The following is a 19,206-nucleotide window of genomic DNA, read 5'->3' on the forward strand; positions in this document are numbered from 1 at the left end:
CGGACGCGCCGGTTCTGCATGGCCGAACCGGCCTCGCGGGCGCTGCAATGCCTGACGTATGCTGTGGCATCGTTCGATTGCACACAGTTTGTAGACAAATCATATGAAACCCAAAGCCCCGATCAAGCCGGCGCCGCGCGCCAAGCCCGGCAAGACCGCAGCACCGGTCAAGGCCTCGGGCACCCGCAAGTCCGGGTCGGCCGTTGCCAGGACCGTTGCCGATGCGCCCGCGGCGCCCGACACGTCCGGCGAAGCCTCGAGCAATCTGACCGACCGGGCCTACGCCGTCGTGAGGCGCCTCATTCTGCAGCGCGAGTTGACCGGCGGCGAAGTGCTGGTCGAAGGGCGCCTGGCCGAGCGCCTGCAGATGTCGCGAACGCCCTTGCGCGAAGCGCTGCTCCGACTCGAGGGCGAAGGCCTGCTGGTGCGGGCCAATGCGCGCTCGTACGCGGTGCGGCGCATCACCGCGTCGCATTACTTCCAGTGCCTGCAGGTGCGCGAACGGCTGGAGTCGCAGGCCGTGTCGCTCGCCATGGGGCAGGTGCCCGCGGAACTGGTGCAGCGCCTGCGCAGCGACATCCTGTCGCTGGATTCGAGCCAGCAGGGTTCGAGCCACTGGCACGCCGACGACGAGATCCACGGCCTGTTCGCGCGGGCCTCCGGCAACGCCATGCTGGCCGAGACCATCGCGCACCTGCGCGTGCTGTGTCGTCTGTTCGAGGTGGTCGACCCGTTCAACCGCATCGAGGACGACAGGGCCGAGCACCTGGCCATCCTGGACGCCTACATCGCGGGCAACGCGAAGGCGGCCGAAGAGGCGGTCATTGCCCATCTGCGCCATCTGGCGCGCTACACGCTCTCCAGGCTCAGCAACGGCCTGGTCACCGGCTTCCCGCCGCACTAGCAGCGCGGGCGCAGTCCGCGGCACTGGCGGCGCAGGCGAGGTTGCCTGCGGTGCGCGACCCTTTCAGTGCCGCAGGATCTTGCCGACGAAATCGCGGGTGCGGGCCTCGCGGGGTGCGTCGAAGATCTGCCGGGGGTCGCCGACCTCGACCACGTGCCCGTCGGCCATGAAGACGACCTTGCTCGACACCTCGCGCACGAAGCCCATCTCGTGCGAGACGATGAACATCGTCATGCCCTCGGCGGCCAGCAGCCGCACAGTGTCGAGCACTTCGTTGACCAGCTCAGGGTCGAGGGCGGCCGTGACCTCGTCGAGCAGCAGGATGCCCGGCTGCAGCGCCAGCGCGCGCGCGATCGCCACGCGCTGCTGCTGGCCGCCCGACAGCTGGTCGGGGTAGGACTTCAGCTTGGCCCCCATGCCCACCTTCTCGAGCAGCTGGACCGCATAGTCCTCGACCTGCTTGCGCGGGCGTCCCTTGACCTTGATGGGGGCGACCGTGACGTTGTCGAGCACCGTCATGTTCTGGAACAGGTTGTACTGCTGGAACACGATGGCCATCTGCGAGCGCACGCGGCGAAGTTGCTCCCGGTCGTTGTAGTCCAGGGCCTGGCCGTCGATGCGAACCTGGCCCTCGATGGGCGGCAGCAGGCCCATGAGCACGCGCAGCAAGGTGCTCTTGCCCGAGCCCGACGGCCCGATGAGGCTGACGATCTCTCCCTTGTCCACCGACAGGTTGATGCGCTCGAGTACGGTGTGTGCGCCGTAGTTGGCCTTGAGGTCAACGATTTCGAGTTGGGGCAAGTTTTTTCTCCAGGTATTTGCCGAACCGGGCCAGCGGATAGGACAGCATGAAATAAAGCGCCAGCACCGTGCCGTAGACCAGCGTGGCCGAGAAGCCCTTGTTGTTCATCGTCTTGCCGGCGAAGGCCAGCTCGACGACGCCGATCTGCGAGGCCAGCGCGGTGTCCTTGATGAACAGCACGAAGAAGCCGAAGACCGGCGGAAGAATGATCTTCCAGGCTTGCGGCACGATCACCAGGCGCAGCGTCTGCAGGTAGCTGAAGTTCATGGCCGCCGCCGCGTCCCACTGGTTGCGGTGCACAGACTCGAGCCCGCTGCGCACGATCTCGGCAATGAAGGCGGTGGCGATCAGGCACACGCTGATCAGGGCCACCGTGAACATGGCGAGGTCGGCGTGCAGGCCCTGGAAGATGAAGAACACCAGCATCAGCGTGACCAGGAACGGGATGCGCCTGAACAGCTCGATGAAGGCGGTGGCCGCAACGCGCAGCGGCATGCCGGCGGGCCGGTCGCCCAGCCGCACCGCCGCGAGCACGAAGCCCAGCGAGAAGCCGACGATGCAGCCGATGGCGGACAGCGCGAATGTCACGCCCAGCGCCTTCGCGAAGAACAGCAGGTTGTAGTAGCTGAAGAAGCGAGGCAGCTCCTGCAGGATCTGGTCGAGCATCAGAACCACCTCATCTTGGCGCGGAAGAAGCGCTTGCCCACGAAGGCCAGCGACAGCGTGGCGATCAGGGTGATCACGAGGTAGAGCACCGCCACGACGGAGAACACCTCGATCGAGCGAAAGGTCTCGGCGTTGATGTTGTAGGCCCGCCCGGTGAGTTCCTCGACGCCGAAGATGGCAGCCATCGAGGTGCCCAGGGTCATCAGGATGTACTGGTTGGACAGCGGCGGAAACAGCACCCGCACGATGTGCGGCAGGATCACGTAGCGAATGGTCTGGATGCGAGAGAAGCCCAGCGTTTCGGCGGCCTCCAGCTCGGGCAGGCGCACCGATTCGAAGCCCGCGCGCTGGATCTCGGTCAGGTACGCACCGGCATTGAGCGTCATGCCGATCAGCACGGCCTGGTAGGGCGACAGCAGGATGCCCGCGTCGGGCAGCGCGAAGAAGATGAAGAAGATCTGGATGAGCTGCGGCGTGTTGGTGAAGAACACCACGTAGGCGCCGACGATGCGGCGCGCCCACCGCGGGCCGTAGGCGCGCACCGAGGCACCGCCCAGGCCGAGCAGCATGCCGAGCGCGAACGCGAGGAACGCGATCTGCAGGCTCAGCCAGGCGCCGCCGACCAGATAGGGCAGGCGCTCCAGCACCGATGAATAGTCGAACTGCATGCGCCCCCTGCGGCCTTACTTGTAGCTCGGTGCGGTGCGCGGATCGTGCAGCATCGGGCCGCCGAACCACTTCTTCCAGCGTTCGTCCACGTAGCCGCTCTTGTGCATTTCCTTGATGGCGCCGGTGAGCTTCTCGCGCAGCGCGTCGTTGCCCTTCTGCACGCCGATGCCGCAGAAGTAGACCTCGATGGGTGCGTCCACGATGCGCCAGTCGATCTTGTGCTTGGCGGTGTGTTCAGTCATGAAGTCCATCACGTCGATCATCGCGTCGGCCCGGCCCTGGGCAATGGCACGCACCGCGTCGGGGTAGTTGTCCAGCAGCAGCAACTGCGCCTTGGGCAGCTTTTCCTGCACCAGCTTCACGGGCGTGGCACCGCGCACCTCGACCAGCCGGACCGCCGGATCGTTGAGTTCCATCCAGTCCTTGTAGGGCTTGGCCTTGGTGGTCAGCACGCCCAGCACCTCGGTGTGCAAGGGCACGGTGAAGTCGATCACCTTCTGGCGCTCGGGCGTGATCGTCATGGCACCGAGCACGGCATCGATCTTGCCGCTGCTCACGAAGGGAATGCGGTCGGGCGAGCCTACCTGCACGATCTCCGTCTTGACGCCCAGCAGTTCGCCGAGCTTGCGCGCGATGTCGACGTCGAAGCCGTCGATCTCGTTCTTGTCGTTGAAGATGCCCAGCGGCGGAAGGGTCGGGTTGACGCCGACCACCAGCTTCTTGCTGGCCACGATTTCATCGAGCGTGCGGGCCGAACTGGCCATCGGCAGGCCCATCAGGGCCGACCCCAGCGCGAGCGAACCGGCCACCAGGAAGGTGCGGCGGACGGCGTTCCTTGTTTGCTTCATCGAGAAAAACTCCTAGAGGTTGAAGGTTGGGCCAGAGGCGCCGAAGCGCTCCGGATTGCCGGGTGGACGGATGCAAGACGAATGCCAGATGGCGCGTTGTCTGCAAAAAATATAAGATTTATATATTGAATGTATACAATAAAATTCCATCGGTCCAGTGCAGGTTTGCGCTGCGGGTTTTCCTGTTCATCCGGCCACTTCCTTTCATGACGAAAAGCTCAACTTCTGCAATGCCCTCGCTGCGCGACGAGCGGGCGGTGCGGCGCGGGCCTGCGGTGCGCTTCACGGCCGACGGCCACCCGGTCGAAGCCTTCGAAGGCGAAAGCGTCGCGGCCGCGCTGCTTGCCGCGGGGCGGCGCGAACTTCGGCGCAGCCCGCGCAACGGCGCACCGCGTGGCATGTTCTGCCTCATGGGCTCCTGCCAGGAATGCCTGGTGTGGGTCGGCGAACGCAAGCTGCCGGCCTGCCAGGTGCCGGTGGTGGCAGGCCTGGCCATCGAATCGCTCGACTTCCGGGAGCAGCGCCTTGGCTGAAGCGCTCCCTTCACCCGTCGACTTGCTGGTGATCGGTGCCGGTCCGGCCGGTGCGCGCGCGGCCTTGCGCGCGCAAGCCTGCGGCCTGGACGTGCTGCTGGTCGACGAGAACCCGGACGCAGGCGGCCAGGTGTGGCGCGCGCTGCCGCCTGGCTTCATGCGGGCCGCCGGCGTCCGGCCGTCGCACGAGGCCATGCAGGGCGACGCCCTGCGCGCCGAACTGCATCGCTCGGGCGTGCGTTGCCTGTTCGGCCACAAGGTATGGAACGTGGGCAGCAGCCTGCGCACCGACCTGATCGGCCCAGGCGGCGTGGCGAGCTGGCAGCCGCGCGCCCTGCTGGTGGCGACCGGCACCACCGAGCGCGTCGTGCCCTTCGCCGGGTGGACCGAGCCCGGGGTGATCGGCCTGGCCGCGGCCACCATCCTTCTCAAGTCTCAGAACATGCTGCCCGGCCGGCGCACGGTGGTCGCCGGCAGCGGTCCGCTGCTGCTGGCCGTGGCGACCGGCATCCTCAAGGCCGGCGGCGAGGTCGCCGCGGTGCTGGACCTGGCCAGCCGCGCGGACTGGCTGCGAACCCTGCCTTCGCTGGCCGGCCGGCCCGATCTGATGTGGCAGGGCATGCAATGGCAGGCGCGCCTGCGCATGGCGGGGGTGCCGATGTTCTATCGGCACGGCATTGCGTCGGTCGAGGCGCTCGGCGGCGGGTTCCGGGTTCACGCGCAGCAGGTCGACACGGCCGGTGCGCCTCTTGCGCGCATCGCGCCTGTGGCTTTCGATGCGGACGCTGTCGCCGTGGGGCACGGCCTGGTGCCGGGTACCGACGTGACCCGGCTGCTGCGGGCGCGCCATCGCTACGACGCGGCGCGCGGCGGCTGGATCGCACACGCCGACGCCGAGGGCCGTACCTCCATCGCCGGCCTGTACGTCGCCGGCGACGGGGCGGGCATTGCCGGTGCCGCTGCGGCCGGCGCCCATGGCGAGCTTGCGGCCGTTGCCTGCGCGCACGATCTGGGTCGCTTGACCGCCGAGGCCCATGCGCGCGAGCGCGATCGCCTGCTCGCGCTGTGGCGCAAGCCCGCGCGCTTCGGGCGCGCGATGGCGGGCCTGATGGCCTTGCGAGACGGCAGCCTCGCGGGCATCGCGCCCGACACGGTGGTCTGCCGCTGCGAGGACGTGACCCGCGGCGAGATCGACGCCGCCGCGCGCGACGGGGCGCGCGACATGAACCAGCTCAAGGCCTGGACCCGCTGCGGCATGGGCCCCTGCCAGGGGCGCACCTGCGGGGACGTCGCGGGGGCATTGCTCGCCGCCCACGTGGGCAGCCGCGAAGCCGCAGGCTGCTTCACTGGCCGGGCGCCGCTGCGGCCGGTCTCGCTCGCCGAGGTGGCCGGCGACTACACCTACGCCGACATCCCCATTCCGAAGGCGGCCCCGCTGTGAGCCACGGCGCAGGCTCCTCTTCGGCCTACGACGCGGTCGTGATCGGCGGCGGTGTCATGGGCTGCTCGACCGCGCTGCATCTGGCGCGAGGCGGCATGCGGGTCGCGCTGGTCGACCGCGGGCCGCTGTGCCGCGAGGCGTCCGGCGTCAACGCCGGCACGCTGACGCTGCACATGACGCGCGCCGCGCTGGTGCCCTATGCCATGCGCGCCTGGCAGATGTGGATGGACGCCGAGCAATGGTTGGGCATGGGCGTGCTCGCCACCCACGTGCCGGGCCTCACGCTGGCCTTCACCGAGGCCGAGTGCGAACTGGTCGACCTGCGTGCCAAGGCGCGCCGCGAATACGGTGCACCCATCGAAGTCATTTCGGCGGCGCGCGCGAGACAGATCGAACCCGGCGTGCATCCCGGACTGCTGAAGGCGGGCTATTGCGACATCGACGGCTTCGCGAGCGCCTACCTCACGGGCCGTGCCTTTCGCCATGCGCTCACTGTCGCGGGTGTGGCGGTGATCGAGAACGCGCCCGTCGAGGCCATCGATTCCGGCGATGCCGGCCACCGCGTGCGCTTCGCCGGCGCGGTGGGCCGAGCGCCCTTGCAGGCGGCGCGCGTGGTGCTCGCGGGCGGTGTGTGGATCGAGGACATGCTGGCCTGGCTCGGCGTGCGGATTCCCATCAAGGTGCTGGTCAACCAGCTCATCGTGACCGAGCGCATCCGGCCGGTGATGCGCACCGTGCTCAGTGTGGCCAACGGGTTGCTGTCGCTCAAGCAGTTCGCCAACGGCACCGTGCTGATCGGCGGGGGCTGGCAGGGCGAGGGCGACCGCGAGCGCGGGGGCGTCGAGGTTCGCGCGCAGAACCTCGTGGGCAACATGCGCCTGGCCGCCTATGCCGTGCCCGCCCTGGCCGAAGCCCGCATCGCGCGCATCTGGCTCGGACTGGAGGCCGAGACCGCCGACGCCATGCCGATCGTGGGCGAGGTGCCCGGCGTGCCGCGGGCCTACGTGGTCGGCAGCGCCCATTCTGGGTACACGAGCGGCCCGTTCATGGGCCGGATCATGGCCCAGCACATCCTGGGGCAGCAACCCGACCTGCCTCTTTTCGATCCCGCCCGTTTGCTGGGCATGCCGATGCCCGGCGCTTGACAACCCGTTGCCATGATTCCTGAACAACCCGACGCTTTCCACGGCATCTATGCCGCCACCCTGTGCCCGCTGCACGACGACGGCCGCATCGACGAAGCGACGCTGGCGCGTCATCTCGAAGCCAACGCCCGCGTGCCGGGCATGAAGGGCCTGCTGATCAACGGCCACGCCGGCGAGAACTTCACGCTCTCGCGCGAAGAGAAGCGCCGCGTGACCGAGATCGCGTTCGAGGTCTGCGGCCCGCGTTCGCTGCTGGTGTGCGGCATCAATGCCGAGGACAGTTTCGAGGCCCAGCGCCACGTCGACGATGCGAAGGCTGCGGGGGCCGACGCCGTGCTGGTCTTTCCGCCGTTCTCGTGGGCGCTCTCGCAGGACGCGCGCATGGCCGTGACGCACCACCGGATCGCCAACGCCAATGCGGGCCTGCCCCTGATGCTCTACCAGGCCGGCGTCCATGCGGGCACCCTGGGCTATCGCCCCGAGGTGCTGGCCGAGCTGGTGCAGCTGCCGCATGTGGTCGGCGTCAAGGAGGGCAGCTGGGAGGCCGCGGCCTACGAGGCCAACCGCCGGCTGGTCAAGCGCGTGGCGCCGCACGTCGCCATGATGGCCTCGGGCGACGAGCACCTGCTGACCTGCTTCGCCGTCGGCAGCGAAGGCAGCCTTGTGAGCCTCGCCGCAGTCGTTCCCGAGCTGGTGATCGACCTCGACCTTGCGATGAAGCGCGGCGATCTCGCGACGGCGCGCCGCCTCAACGAACGCATCTATCCGCTCGCCAAGGCGATCTACGGCACGGCGCCCGGCGGCTACGCGACGGCGCGCCTGAAGACCTGCCTCAAGCTGCTGGGCCGCTTTCCGAGCGATGCCATGCGCGCGCCGCTGGGACCGTTGCCGCGCGAGGAGGTGGCGGCCCTGGAGCGAGCGCTGGCCGAAGCCGGCGTGCCCGCATGAACTGAACCGACCCGACCCAGGAGAACGCACCCATGACCCGCAAGATCATCCGCAACGGCCGCATCGTCACGGCCGTGGACGACTACACCGCCGACCTGCTGATCGGCGACGGCTGCATCGTCGCCATCGGCCGCACGCTCGATGTCGGGCCCGACGTCGAGGTCATCGACGCCGCCGGCATGCTGGTGCTGCCGGGCGGCGTGGATTGCCACACCCACATGGACAACACCTTCGGCGACTCGACCACCTGCGACAGCTTCGAGTCGGGGACGCGGTCGGCCGCTTTCGGCGGCACCACCACCATCGTGGACTTCGCCTTCCAGCGCAAGGGAGTGAGCGTGCTCGAGGCCATCGAACGCGCCCGCGCCAAAGGTGCCGACGGGGCCTGCATCGACTACGGCTTCCACGTCATCGTGACCGGGGTGGACGAGCAGGTGCTGGCCGACATGCAGCATGCGATCCGGCATGAAGGCGTCTCCAGCTTCAAGATGTTCATGGCCTACCCGGGGTCGGTGATGGTCGACGACGCGGCCATCTTCCAGGCGATGCGCATGGTCGGGCAGCACGGCGGCATGATCGCGCTGCACGCCGAGAACGGAACCATCATCGAGCTGCTCATCAAGGAGGCGCTGGCCCAGGGCCACACCGCGCCCAAGTACCACGCGCTCACGCGCCCGGCGATCATGGAGGGCGAGGCCACGCACCGCGGCATCAAGCTGGCCGAGCTCGCGGATGCGCCGGTGTATTTCGTGCACCTCTCGGCCAGGGAAGCGCTCAAGCACGTGGTCGAGGCGCGGGACATGGGGGTGCCGGTGTTTGCCGAGACCTGCCCGCACTACCTTTTCTTCGACGACAGTGCCTACGACAGCGAAGACTTCGATCTGGCGCGCTACGTGATGAGCCCGCCCCTTCGCTCCAAGACGTCGCAGCAGGCCTTGTGGACCGCACTGCGCACCGACGACCTGCAACTGGTCTCGACCGACCATTGCCCCTTCTGCATGAAGGAAGGGCACCTGGGGCGCATCAACCAGAAGCCGTACGGCCAGAACGATTTCTCGAAGATCCCCAACGGCGTGCCCGGCGTGGAGACGCGCATGCCGACCCTCTACGACGGCGGCGTGCGCGCGGGCCGCATCTCGCTGAACCGCTTCGTGGAGCTGGTGTCCACGGCGCCGTCGAAGCTGTTCGGCCTGTTTCCGCAAAAGGGCACGATCGCCGTCGGCAGCGATGCCGACCTGGTGATCTTCGACCCGGAGGCGCAGCACGTCATCTCGGCGAAGACGCAGCATGGCAACTGCGATTTCACGCTGTTCGAAGGCCACGGCGTGACGGGGCAGGTGAAGAAGGTGCTGTTGCGCGGCGAACTCATCGTCGACGGCGAGCGATGGCTCGGCAAGGCCGGCAACGGCCGCTATGTGGCGCGCGGGGAATCGGGCGGCTGGTAGCCGGCGACGCGGCGTGCCCACCTACGACTACGCCTGCGCGCGCTGCGGCCCCTTCGTCGAGCGACGGCCGATGGCCTTGTTCGACCGGCCGGCGCCGTGCCCCGCGTGCGGCGCGCCGTCGGACCGCGCACTGAGCGTGCCTCATTCGCTGGGCACCCGGCGCAGCCAGGAAGGTCCAGGTCGCGCGGCAGCGCACGGCGATGCGCCGGGCTACCGGCGCCTGCGCCCGGGTGGCGGGTGCGCCTGCTGTCCGCCTGCCAGCGCGTGAACCGCCGGACGGTCTTTTGCGCGTCCCCAAGTTCCTTCGACGGGCCCGTCCGAGGGCGGGCAAAAAATGCTTTATGGCTTGCATTACCCGTTCCCGCTTCATGGAACGCGCCGCGCACGTCACCATGCGGGGATGCCCTCAACCTTCCGCATCCAGCCCGATCGCCTCTGGCAGCGCCTCGAGACCCTCGCCTCTTTCACCCGCCCTGACGTTCCCTGGACGCGCCGCGCCTTCTCGCCCGAATTCGACGAAGCCAGGAACTGGCTGCGCGGCCAGTTCGAGCAGGCCGGGCTCAGCGTGCGCATCGACGCCGCCGGCAACCTGGCCGGGCGCCGCGAGGGCACCGAACCCGGGCTGGCGCCGCTCGTCACCGGGTCGCATTGCGACACCGTGGTGGGCGGCGGGCGTTTCGACGGCATCCTGGGCGTGCTGGCGGGGCTGGAGGTGGCGCAGTCGCTCCACGAGGGCGGCGTCTTGCTGCGCCATCCGCTGGAAGTGATCGACTTTCTCTCGGAAGAGCCCAGCGACTACGGCATTTCCTGCGTGGGAAGCCGTGCTTTCGCCGGCACGCTCGACGCGGCCATGCTGGCTTCCTGCAACGAGGCCGGCGAAAGCCTCGCGCAGGCCATGCGGCGCATCGGCGCGCGGCCCGACGACCTGGCCAGCGCGGCCCGCGGACCCGGCGGCATCGCCGCCTTCGTGGAACTGCACATCGAGCAGGGGCCGGTGCTGGAGCGCGAGGGCCTGCCGATCGGCGTGGTCACCGACATCGTGGGCATCCGCCGCGTCGCGCTCACCGTGACCGGGCAACCGGACCACGCCGGCACCACCCCGATGGACATTCGCCGCGACGCCCTCGTCGGCGCGGCCCGGCTGATCGACGCGGTGCACCGCGAGGCCTGCGCCATGGACGGCAGTCCGCACTACGTTGTGGCGACGGTCGGGCGCCTCTCGATGAGCCCCAACGTGCCCAACGCCGTGCCGGGCCGGGTCGACATGGTGCTGGAGGTGCGCAGCAATGCGCAGACAGTGCTCGACGATTTCCCCGAGCGCGTGATGGCCCTGTGCCGCGACGACTTCCAGCGCCTGCGTGTCGCCTGCAGCGCCGCACCCCTCACGCGCACGCCGCCCACGCGGTGCGACGACATCGTCATGCAGGCCGTTGCCAAGGCCGCCGACGGCCTGGCGCTGGCGCACCGTGCGCTGCCCAGTGGCGCTGGCCACGACGCGATGCACGTCGCGGCGACGGGCCCGATGGGGATGATCTTCATCCCCTGCCTGAACGGTCGCAGCCACTGCCAGGAAGAGTGGGCCAGCAAGGAGCAGGTGGCCGCTGGCACCCGGGTGCTGGCGCAAACGCTCAGGCTGCTGGACGCACGCTAGCCGCCGCGGCTTCGAAGGCCCGCCCCGCCGCGACGACGGCGTCGATCACCTGCCGCAAGCCCTTGCTCAGCGGCTTGTCGTTGCGGGTGACCAGCGCCAGGGTGCGGTGCAGTGGCGGGTGCAGCGCTCGCAGGTCGAGCTCGGGGTGATGCCCACGGCCCGTGACCGCCATCCTCGGCAGGATCGCCACGCCCAGGCCGGCCGCCACCATGGCCTTGATGGCCTCGACGCTGTCGAACTCCATCACCGGCGGCGACGTGCATCCGCCGCGCCGCAGCCAATCGTCGACGAGGCCGCGCGTGCTGGCTTCCGACACGAACTTGACGAGCGGCAGCGAGCCGAGCATGGCCGCCGTCACTTCGGCCGGCCACTCGGTGCTGCCGCGCTGGCAGATGGCCACGAACTCGTCGCGAAGGATCGGCGTCACGGCCAGCGCGCGCGAGCTGACCGGCAGCGTGACCACGGCGGCGTCGACCGTGTTGTCTTCCACGCGCCGCACGTAGCCCTCGGTGTTGCCCGTGCTCACGATGATGTTGAGCAGCGGATAGCGCGCGCGCAGGTCGCGCAACGCCGAGGGCAGCAGGTAGAGGCAACTGGTGCCGCCAGTGCCGAGCCGCACGCGGCCGGCCACGCCCGCCGAATGGAACGTGGCGGCATTGATCGCGTTGGACAGCGCCGCCACCACTTGGGGCAACTCCGCCATCAGGTCGGTGCCCGCGGGTGTGGGGCCGACCCGGCGGCCGACCCGCTCGATCAGGCGCACGCCGAGGCGCCTTTCGAGTTGCTTCACTTGCACGCTGACCGCCGGCTGCGTCAGGCCGAGTCGTTCGGCGGCGGCTGAAAAACTACCTAGTTCGAGCACCAGTGAAAAAGTGCGCAATTGCTCGAAATTAATAGACAAAGCCAAATTGTTTTTTATGGGGTGCATAACGATGCACGGCTTCTTTCAAGCATGCGCGACTACAAGAATGAGTTGGGGAGGGGCAAAGAGCAGAACACTGGCCGAACGAATGGATGCCAGGGCGGCAAGATCCGCACGGCAGGTTATATGCCAAGGACCCCATGGACGCGTTTCAAACAAACTGCTCAAGGGGATTGGCATGCAGGACCTTATTTCCATCGAGGATCTTTCCAGGATCGAGATCGAAAAATTGTTTTCGACCGTCGATCATTTGCGTCGCACACCTGAAATCTTCAGGCACGCGCTGGCCGGGCGTGTGGTGTGCACGCTCTTTTTCGAGCCCAGCACGCGAACACGGTTGGGCTTCGAGGCAGCAGCGCACCGCCTGGGCGCGCGCGTGCTCAGCGTGTCCGACATGCGCAACACGCGGCTGGAGCTCGGCGAGAGCCTGCTGGACACCACGCGCATGGCCGGCTTCTATTGCGACGCGGTGGTGGCGCGCCACACGGAGGACGGCGTCATGCGCCGCATCAAGGACACGGTGCGCGTGCCGCTCATCAATGCCGGCGAGGGACAGGTCCGGCATCCGAGCCAGGCGCTCATCGATCTCTATACGCTGCAGGACCATTTCGGCGACATCGACAACCTGCATGTGGGCATTGCCGGCGGCATTCGTTATTCGCGGGCGGCCAAATCGCTGATCGCAGGGTTGCGCAAGTTCAGCAATGTCCGCCTTCACGTGGTCGATGCGCCGCACGAGGCGGACGAAGGCACCGAATTTCCCCGGGAACTGGGCGAATTGAACGGCGTGCCGGCGCTCGAGTATTCGTCGATGAAGGAAATGATCGGGCTTGTCGACGTCGTGTACATGGTGCGCGTGCAGCAGGAAAAATTCACCGACCCGGCCGCATACCAGCGCCAGCTGCACAAGTGCCGGCTGCACCGTGCGCTGCTGTCCCGCGCATTGCCGGGCCTCGTCGTCATGCACTGCCTGCCGCGCACCGACGAGCTGGATGCGGACATCGACGACACGCCGCAGAACAAGTACTTCCAGCAGGCGCGAAACGGCGTGGCCGTGCGCAGTGCGGCGCTGCTGCGCTGCCTCGCCGTCGGGTCCGGCGCGGGCCCGGTCGGCGGCGGCAGGTCGTGATGACCTTGCTTGTGATTCCGGCGCTGGGCCTTTTCATCGGCGTGGTGGCGGTCACCATCGGCGGCGGTGCGACGGCGGGCGTGCCGCTGTTGCTGCTCATGGGGCACTCGGCGGCGCAGAGCATTGCCACGGTCAAGTTCGCGCTGCTCGGCTCCTTCGTCACCGGCTCGCTCGCGCACCGCGGTGACGCCGCCGAGCGCAAGGCGATGCCCTGGGTGGTGTGGCCGCTGGCGGTCGTGGGATCGGTATCGGGTTCGCTGCTGGTGGTCGGCATTGCCGACCGGGTGCTCAAGATCGTGGTGGCGCTGCTGATGGTCGTCATTCTCTGGATCACGCACCGGACCGACTTCTCGCAACGCCCGCGTGATGTGCAGGCGCGCCTGCCGTACGCGCCGGCAGGCGTGGCGGTGATCTTCGGGCTGTGCGTGTATTCCGGGTTCTTCGGTGCCGGCTTCGGCACGTTGCTGATCTTCGCGCTGATGCGCTGCTACGGACTCACGTTCCGCGAGAGCGCGGCGGTCATGACGCGCATCAACCTGCTGGTGGTCGGGGCGTCGGTGGCCACCTTCGTCTCCAGCGGCGCCGTCGACTTCCGCCTGGGCATTCCCTTGTTCGTCGGATGTGCGGTGGGCGGATGGCTGGGCGCGTGGGTGGCCCGTGTGGCGGACCCCAAGCGCATGAAGACCGCCTTCCAGGCCTTCACGCTGCTGCTGGGCGCCAAGCTGTTGTGGGAAGCGTGGGCGGCGGGGTAGGAGCCGGCACACGTGGCCCGCGCAGCCCGTGGTTGCCGGGCCGCTACAGCTGGTCCGTCGGTACGAACCACGAGAACAGCAGCAACTGCAGCCGCGTCAGCATGCTGGAATCGGGCTCGCTGTCGAGCACCTCGTTGTCGACGTCGCCGGTGCCGATCCACTGCACGTTCTTGCCGTCGGGGTTGAGGGTCACTCGGTACACGCCTTCGATGTCGTCGAGCTGGTAGGCGAACAGCAGGGCCTGCGCCAGCTCGAAGCTGCGCACGCGCACGCCGAACTCGGTGTTCAAAAGCGCCGAGCGCGGGTCTAGGTTCATGGAACCTAGCAGCACCCACTGGCGGTCGACCAGCGCCAGCTTGGCGTGCAGGCGGCCGCGGGCCTTCTTCAGCAGGGTGCGGAACTGGCCGGCGCGGCGCAGCTGCTGCGTGCTGACCTCGTACAGGTTCACGCCCAGCTTGAGCATGTCGACGCGGTAGCGGTTGTAGTTGATGTTGACCAGCGGCTCATCGCTGTCGGCCAGCGAGTTGGTGATGACGGTGATGTTGATGCCGTGCTCGCGCCCCATGCGGATGCGCTCCATGCCTTCGTCGCCCGGAATGAAGTAGGGCGAGATCACCACCACGTTCGACTGCGCGGTGGCCAGCATTTCATGGAAGCGGCGCGCCAGCGACTCGGTGGGCTGCGTCATGACGCCCAGCGCCTTGTTGGGGCTGTCTGCCGTGGCGTGCGCCTCGGCGCGCATCCATCGGAGCTGCGCCACGTCGGCGAGCTGCGCGCCCAGCGGCAGGTCGCCGAGCAGGTCGGTGATGGGAAGCGGGTCGGGCGAGGGCGCGTGGGCCGGGGAGGTGGCTTCTTCGAAGTCGGCCTTCAGCGCCTGCGGTGTGCGGCTCGTGCTGGCCACCCGGCGCAGGGGGTAGACCACGTCGCTGTTCCAGTAGGTGTCGAAGATGGCGGCGGACTCGGGGGCCACCGGACCGGCCATGAGCAGTTCGAAATCGATGAAGTTCGCGCTCTCGCTGCGCAGGAAGTACTCGTCGGCGAGGTTGCGCCCGCCCGCGATGACCATGGCGCCGTCGGCCACGAACAGCTTGTTGTGCATGCGGTGGTTGAGCCGGCGGAAGTCGCCGAAGAACTCCAGCCAGCGCCCCGACGAATGGTCGCGCGCGTTCACGAACGGGTTGAACAGCCGCACCTCGGCGTTGGGCTCGGCGGCCAGGCCGAGCAGCAGGGGGTCCATGCCGGCCGTGTAGAAGTCGTCGAGCAGCAGCCGCACGCGCACGCCGCGCCGGGCGGCATTGCGCATTTCGCGCAGCAGCAGCCGGCCGGTCTTGTCGTTGCCCAGCTGGTAGGTCTGGATGTCGAGCGACGACGTGGCGCGCCGCATGAGCTCGAGCCGCGCGTCGAGCGCGAAGGAGGCCTCGATCAGCGGGCGCATGCTGGACAGCCCGTCGGGCGGTGAATTGAGGCTGAGCGCCGCGCGGCCGAGCTCGGTGGACGCGGAGGCCGCAATGGCGAATGCCGGCGGCTCGGGGATGCGCGGAGGCAGCCCGGCGCAGCCTGCCAGCACCAAGGCCGCAGCCAGGGCCATCAGGCGCCAGGCCAGGCCGCGCAGTGCAGAAGACAGAAGGGCAATGAGCTTGAACATGAGGGCCGCAAACGCACAGTGGCGTGCGGGCGGCATGGTAGCTGTTTCGCCTCGAAAAGAAGACGCAATTTCACAACGCAACCCCCGCTCGGTGACTGGGGATTGGACGAAGTGCCTGCTTTTCGCTAATAAAATAATAATGATTCTTAATTGTATTTGGAGCGAGGTTCTCATGACGAGGTTGGTTGAGCGGCCCAAGGCTGTATCGGTGCTGGTGGGGTGTCTGGCGATCTATGCGCAGCACCAGGTGCTTGCCCAGACGACAACGGCGGGTTCCTTGCCTGAAGTCCGGGTCGATGCCAATGCCGATGCCGAAACGGCGACCTCGCCCGTCATCGGCTACCGCGCAAGGAACGCCGTCACCGCCACCAAGACCGACACGCCGCTGTCCGAAACACCTCAGTCGGTGACGGTCGTCACCCGGGACCAGATGGTCGATCAAGGTGCGACCAACCTGCAGGATGCACTGACCTATGCTGCAGGCGTGCGTTCCGACGCGTACGGCCTCGACGCTCGCTCGGACAGCTTCTCGGTGCGCGGCAGCGATCCTTCCGTCTACCTCGACGGACTGCAGACCTATTCCTCCGGCTGGTACACCGCCACGGCGCGCCCCGACCCCTACACGCTGGAGCGCCTGGAGGTGCTGCGCGGGCCTGCCGGCATGCTGTTCGGCGCGGGCACGGCCGGCGGTGTGGTCAACATGGTCAGCAAGCGCCCCCAGCAGCAGGCGTACCGCGAGGTGGGCGTGCAGCTCGGTTCCTTCGGCCGCAAGCAGGTCCAGGCCGACCTCACCGGTCCGCTGACGGCGGACGGCGACTGGTCGTACCGGCTGGTGGCGCTGCAGCGCAAGTCCGACACGCAGGTCGACTACGTGCCGGACGACCGCTCGCTCATCATGCCGTCGCTCACCTGGCGGCCCAGTGCCGCCACCTCGCTGACGGTGCAGGGCCTGTGGCAGAAGGACAAGACCGGCAGCACCTCGCAGTTCTTTCCTTGGCAAGGCACCATCCTGGCGAACGTCAACGGCCCGCTGCGCTCGAGCCGGTTCATCGGCGAGCCGGGCGATGGCTACGACACCGAACGCAAGACCTTCGGCTGGATGTTCGAGCACAAGTTCAACGACGACTGGACGTTCCGCCAGAACTTTCGCGTGTCGCGCACGTTCAACGACTCGCACTACCACTACGGCGACTTCTTCTCCTTGCCCGGCGGCTGGGGCCTCGACCCGGCCGGCCAGCGCCTGCTGGGCCGTGTCAACGACAAGTCGCTGACCTGGACGCGCATGACCGGCGTCGACAACCATGTCGAAGGTCACTTCAACACCGGCGCGGTGCGCCACACGTTCCTGGTGGGCGCCGAGTATTCGCGCCAGCGCCAGGACAAGATCGAGGGCTCCTCGTACAGCGCCATCGACGCGTACGCGCCGGTCTACGGCATCGGCTACGTGCCGGTGACCGAGCTCACCAACCGGCCCCGCACCACCCAGCGCAACGCCGGCGTCTACGTGCAGGACCAGATGAAGCTGGACAACTGGATCTTCGTGGCCGGCTTGCGCCATGACCGCAGCACGGCGGGCACTGCAGGCAGCGACTCGGAGACCACCAGTGCCACCTCGCGCCGGCTGGGTGTGATGTACACGCTGCCGTCGGGCTGGTCGCCCTACCTGAGCTATACCGAATCGTTCACCCCGCAGGCGGGCACGAACCTCGAGGGCAAACTGTTCAAGCCGCTGCGCGGCGAGCAGGTGGAGGCCGGCGTCAAGTACCAGCCCGCGGGCTCGGCCACGAGCTTCACCGCGTCGGTCTTCTCGCTCAAGGAAAAGAACCGCGTCGTCTCCGACAGCACCAACCCCAACTACGGCCGCCAGGTCGATGCCACGAAAAACAAGGGCGTCGAGTTCGAACTCAAGACGACGCTGGCACGCGATTTCGACCTCATCGCCAACTACACCCACATCGATGTCGACCGGAAGCTCGTCGAACAGCCGCGCAACCAGGTGTCGATGTGGGGCAAGTACCGCTTCTCGATCGCCGGAGTGCCGGGCTTCTCGGCCGGCGCCGGTGTGCGCTACATGAGCGACTTCACCGATGTGGACGGCAGCAGCGCGGGGCCGCGCGTGCCTTCGGTGACCCTGGTGGACCTCATGCTGGCCTACGAGTCGGCCAAGTGGCGCTATGCCCTGAACATCAACAACGCAACCGACAAGACCTACTTCAGCACCTGCCTGGCGCGCGGCGACTGCTGGTACGGTGCGCGTCGCAGCGTCGTCGCGAGCGCCACCTACCGTTTCTAGACCACGACCTCAAAAAAGCCACCACGACATGAACAGCCGAAAAATCAAGACCTGGGCCTGGGTGCACAAGTGGAGCAGCCTCGTGTGCACTGTCTTCATGCTGCTGCTGTGCCTCACCGGCCTGCCGCTCATCTTCCACCACGAGATCGGCCACCTGCTGGGCACCGAGGTCGAGGCGCCGAAGATGCCGGCGGGCACGCCCCACATCAGCCTGGACCGCGTGCTCGACATCGCCAAGGCCAAGCACCCCGACCGCGTGGTGCAGTTCGCCTCGCAGCCGGAGGACGACGACGGCCTGTGGTTCGTCACGCTCACGCCCACGCCGGCGCCCACGGACGACTTCAAGTCGGTCGCGGTCGACGCGCGCACGGGCGACATCCTGGCGCAGCCCAAGTTCGACGAGGGCTTCATGTACGTCATGTTCAAGCTGCACGTCGACCTGTTCGCGGGCCTGCCGGGCAAGCTGTTCCTGGGCTTCATGGGGCTGCTGCTGCTGGTGGCCATCGTGTCGGGCGTGGTGCTGTATTCGCCTTTCATGCGCAAGCTCGACTTCGGCACGGTGCGCCGCGAGAAGCGTCCGCGCCTGAAGTGGCTCGACCTGCACAACCTGCTGGGCATCGTCACGCTGGTGTGGGTGTTCGTGGTGGGCTCCACCGGCATGATCAACACCTGGGCCGACCTGCTCATCAAGTACTGGCAGTACGACCAGCTCAGCGCGCTGCTCACTCCCTACAAGAACGAACCGGTGGTGGCGGTGAACGAGCGCGCCTCGGTGCAGCGCTCGATGGACGCCGCGCTGCAGCACGCGCCCGGCATGAAGCTGTCGTTCATCGCCTTCCCCGGCACCTCGTTCTCCAGCCCGCACCACACCACCTTCTTCGTGCGCGGCAGCGAGCCTTTCACCTCCAAGCTCTTCCAGCCGGTGCTGGTGGACGCCAAGACGGCCGCAGTGACCGCGTCGCCGAAGCTGCCCTGGTACCTCACGGCGCTGCTGGTGTCGCAGCCGCTGCACTTCGGCGACTACGGCGGCATGCCGATGCAGATCCTCTGGGCGCTGCTCGACATCGCCACCATCATCGTGCTGGGCAGCGGGCTGTACCTGTGGCTCAAGCGGGGCAATCCCGTGCCCGCATCCCGCAAGACCGCGGCGCCTGAACAGCCGGGGGGTCCCGCTGGCGCGCAACCCGAGCCGGCACCGGCCATGAAGGCGCGGGCATGAAACAGCACCAAGGCTTCTGGCGCATGTGGGGCTGGCCGATCGTGCTGGGCCTGCTGACGACCTTCGGGCTGATCTCGGCCTTGTTCAGCGACGGCGGGCTGGGCGACATCCTGGCCTGGATCACCTTGGGCATTCCGGTGATCGTCTGCGCCTGGTTCGGCTGGCGAAAGTCGCCCACCCGCTAGTTTTCCCTT

Annotated in this window: 19 protein-coding genes; 13 read left to right on the forward strand and 6 right to left on the reverse strand. The window is 67.8% G+C overall.

Annotated features, from left to right (window positions below; translation table 11 throughout):
• The first annotated feature begins 103 nt into the window (after positions 1-103).
• Positions 104-904 (forward strand): GntR family transcriptional regulator, encoded by an 801-nt coding sequence (locus ACSFBM_RS01100; RefSeq protein WP_435482749.1) that lies wholly within the window; start codon positions 104-106, stop codon positions 902-904.
• Between the two features lie 63 nt (positions 905-967).
• Here ACSFBM_RS01100 and ACSFBM_RS01105 read toward each other — a convergent pair whose 3' ends face one another.
• The 4 genes from ACSFBM_RS01105 to ACSFBM_RS01120 are packed head-to-tail and all read right to left on the reverse strand — an operon-like array spanning position 968 to position 3,889.
• Positions 968-1,705, reverse strand: coding sequence for an amino acid ABC transporter ATP-binding protein (locus ACSFBM_RS01105; RefSeq protein WP_435444926.1), 738 nt, complete (start codon positions 1,703-1,705; stop codon positions 968-970).
• Complete coding sequence (locus ACSFBM_RS01110; protein WP_435482750.1) at positions 1,683-2,372, reverse strand: amino acid ABC transporter permease; 690 nt, start codon at positions 2,370-2,372, stop codon at positions 1,683-1,685. Before ACSFBM_RS01110 ends, ACSFBM_RS01105 begins: the two co-directional genes overlap by 23 nt.
• Positions 2,372-3,040, reverse strand: a complete 669-nt coding sequence (locus ACSFBM_RS01115) for an amino acid ABC transporter permease (protein ID WP_435482751.1) — start codon at positions 3,038-3,040, stop codon at positions 2,372-2,374. The genes ACSFBM_RS01110 and ACSFBM_RS01115 overlap by 1 nt, the downstream gene beginning before the upstream one ends.
• Positions 3,041-3,055: 15 nt before the next feature.
• The gene (locus ACSFBM_RS01120; RefSeq protein WP_435482752.1) at positions 3,056-3,889 is read right to left on the reverse strand and encodes a transporter substrate-binding domain-containing protein; all 834 of its coding nucleotides are present in this window, start codon (positions 3,887-3,889) and stop codon (positions 3,056-3,058) included.
• 206 nt (positions 3,890-4,095) lie between these two features.
• On the opposite strand from ACSFBM_RS01120, the gene ACSFBM_RS01125 reads away from it, so the two are divergent.
• The 7 genes from ACSFBM_RS01125 (at position 4,096) to ACSFBM_RS01155 (ending at position 11,052) form a co-directional block, all read left to right on the forward strand.
• On the forward strand, positions 4,096-4,422 hold the full coding sequence (locus ACSFBM_RS01125) for a (2Fe-2S)-binding protein (protein ID WP_435482753.1): 327 nt from the start codon (positions 4,096-4,098) through the stop codon (positions 4,420-4,422).
• On the forward strand, positions 4,415-5,863 hold the full coding sequence (locus ACSFBM_RS01130) for an FAD-dependent oxidoreductase (protein ID WP_435482754.1): 1,449 nt from the start codon (positions 4,415-4,417) through the stop codon (positions 5,861-5,863). The genes ACSFBM_RS01125 and ACSFBM_RS01130 overlap by 8 nt, the downstream gene beginning before the upstream one ends.
• Positions 5,860-7,008: an NAD(P)/FAD-dependent oxidoreductase gene (locus ACSFBM_RS01135; protein ID WP_435482755.1), complete on the forward strand. Its 1,149-nt coding sequence runs from the start codon at positions 5,860-5,862 to the stop codon at positions 7,006-7,008. The genes ACSFBM_RS01130 and ACSFBM_RS01135 overlap by 4 nt, the downstream gene beginning before the upstream one ends.
• Positions 7,009-7,020: 12 nt before the next feature.
• Positions 7,021-7,956: a dihydrodipicolinate synthase family protein gene (locus ACSFBM_RS01140; RefSeq protein WP_435482756.1), complete on the forward strand. Its 936-nt coding sequence runs from the start codon at positions 7,021-7,023 to the stop codon at positions 7,954-7,956.
• 32 nt (positions 7,957-7,988) lie between these two features.
• The gene (gene hydA / locus ACSFBM_RS01145) at positions 7,989-9,401 is read left to right on the forward strand and encodes a dihydropyrimidinase (RefSeq protein WP_435482757.1); all 1,413 of its coding nucleotides are present in this window, start codon (positions 7,989-7,991) and stop codon (positions 9,399-9,401) included.
• A 13-nt stretch (positions 9,402-9,414) separates the two neighbouring features.
• Complete coding sequence (locus tag ACSFBM_RS01150; RefSeq protein WP_435482758.1) at positions 9,415-9,669, forward strand: zinc ribbon domain-containing protein; 255 nt, start codon at positions 9,415-9,417, stop codon at positions 9,667-9,669.
• Positions 9,670-9,801: 132 nt separating this feature from the next.
• Positions 9,802-11,052, forward strand: coding sequence for a Zn-dependent hydrolase (locus tag ACSFBM_RS01155; RefSeq protein ID WP_435482759.1), 1,251 nt, complete (start codon positions 9,802-9,804; stop codon positions 11,050-11,052).
• On the opposite strand, the gene ACSFBM_RS01160 is transcribed toward ACSFBM_RS01155, so the two are convergent.
• A complete protein-coding gene (locus ACSFBM_RS01160; RefSeq protein WP_435482760.1) occupies positions 11,030-11,980 on the reverse strand; it encodes a LysR family transcriptional regulator in 951 nt (316 codons plus the stop codon). The genes ACSFBM_RS01155 and ACSFBM_RS01160 overlap by 23 nt on opposite strands.
• 82 nt (positions 11,981-12,062) lie before the next feature.
• On the opposite strand from ACSFBM_RS01160, the gene pyrB reads away from it, so the two are divergent.
• A complete protein-coding gene (pyrB, locus tag ACSFBM_RS01165) occupies positions 12,063-13,103 on the forward strand; it encodes an aspartate carbamoyltransferase (RefSeq protein ID WP_435482761.1) in 1,041 nt (346 codons plus the stop codon).
• Complete coding sequence (locus ACSFBM_RS01170) at positions 13,103-13,855, forward strand: sulfite exporter TauE/SafE family protein (RefSeq protein WP_435482762.1); 753 nt, start codon at positions 13,103-13,105, stop codon at positions 13,853-13,855. Before pyrB ends, ACSFBM_RS01170 begins: the two co-directional genes overlap by 1 nt.
• 43 nt (positions 13,856-13,898) lie before the next feature.
• On the opposite strand, the gene ACSFBM_RS01175 is transcribed toward ACSFBM_RS01170, so the two are convergent.
• Positions 13,899-15,500 carry a phospholipase D family protein gene (locus tag ACSFBM_RS01175; RefSeq protein ID WP_435482763.1) on the reverse strand — a complete coding sequence of 534 codons (1,602 nt, stop codon included), beginning with the start codon at positions 15,498-15,500 and terminating at the stop codon, positions 13,899-13,901.
• A 172-nt stretch (positions 15,501-15,672) separates the two neighbouring features.
• Here ACSFBM_RS01175 and ACSFBM_RS01180 point away from each other — a divergent pair, with 172 nt between their 5' ends.
• From ACSFBM_RS01180 to ACSFBM_RS01190, 3 genes are read left to right on the forward strand one after another with little or no spacing between them, the layout of a single operon-like run.
• Positions 15,673-17,793 (forward strand): TonB-dependent siderophore receptor, encoded by a 2,121-nt coding sequence (locus ACSFBM_RS01180; RefSeq protein ID WP_435482764.1) that lies wholly within the window; start codon positions 15,673-15,675, stop codon positions 17,791-17,793.
• Positions 17,794-17,821: 28 nt separating this feature from the next.
• Positions 17,822-19,012: a PepSY-associated TM helix domain-containing protein gene (locus ACSFBM_RS01185; protein ID WP_435482765.1), complete on the forward strand. Its 1,191-nt coding sequence runs from the start codon at positions 17,822-17,824 to the stop codon at positions 19,010-19,012.
• Positions 19,009-19,197 (forward strand): hypothetical protein, encoded by a 189-nt coding sequence (locus ACSFBM_RS01190; protein ID WP_435441422.1) that lies wholly within the window; start codon positions 19,009-19,011, stop codon positions 19,195-19,197. The genes ACSFBM_RS01185 and ACSFBM_RS01190 overlap by 4 nt, the downstream gene beginning before the upstream one ends.
• The last annotated feature ends 9 nt before the right edge of the window (positions 19,198-19,206 follow it).

The organism is Variovorax pasteuri (assembly GCF_051216435.1).
Taxonomy (GTDB): Bacteria; Pseudomonadota; Gammaproteobacteria; order Burkholderiales; family Burkholderiaceae_C; genus Variovorax.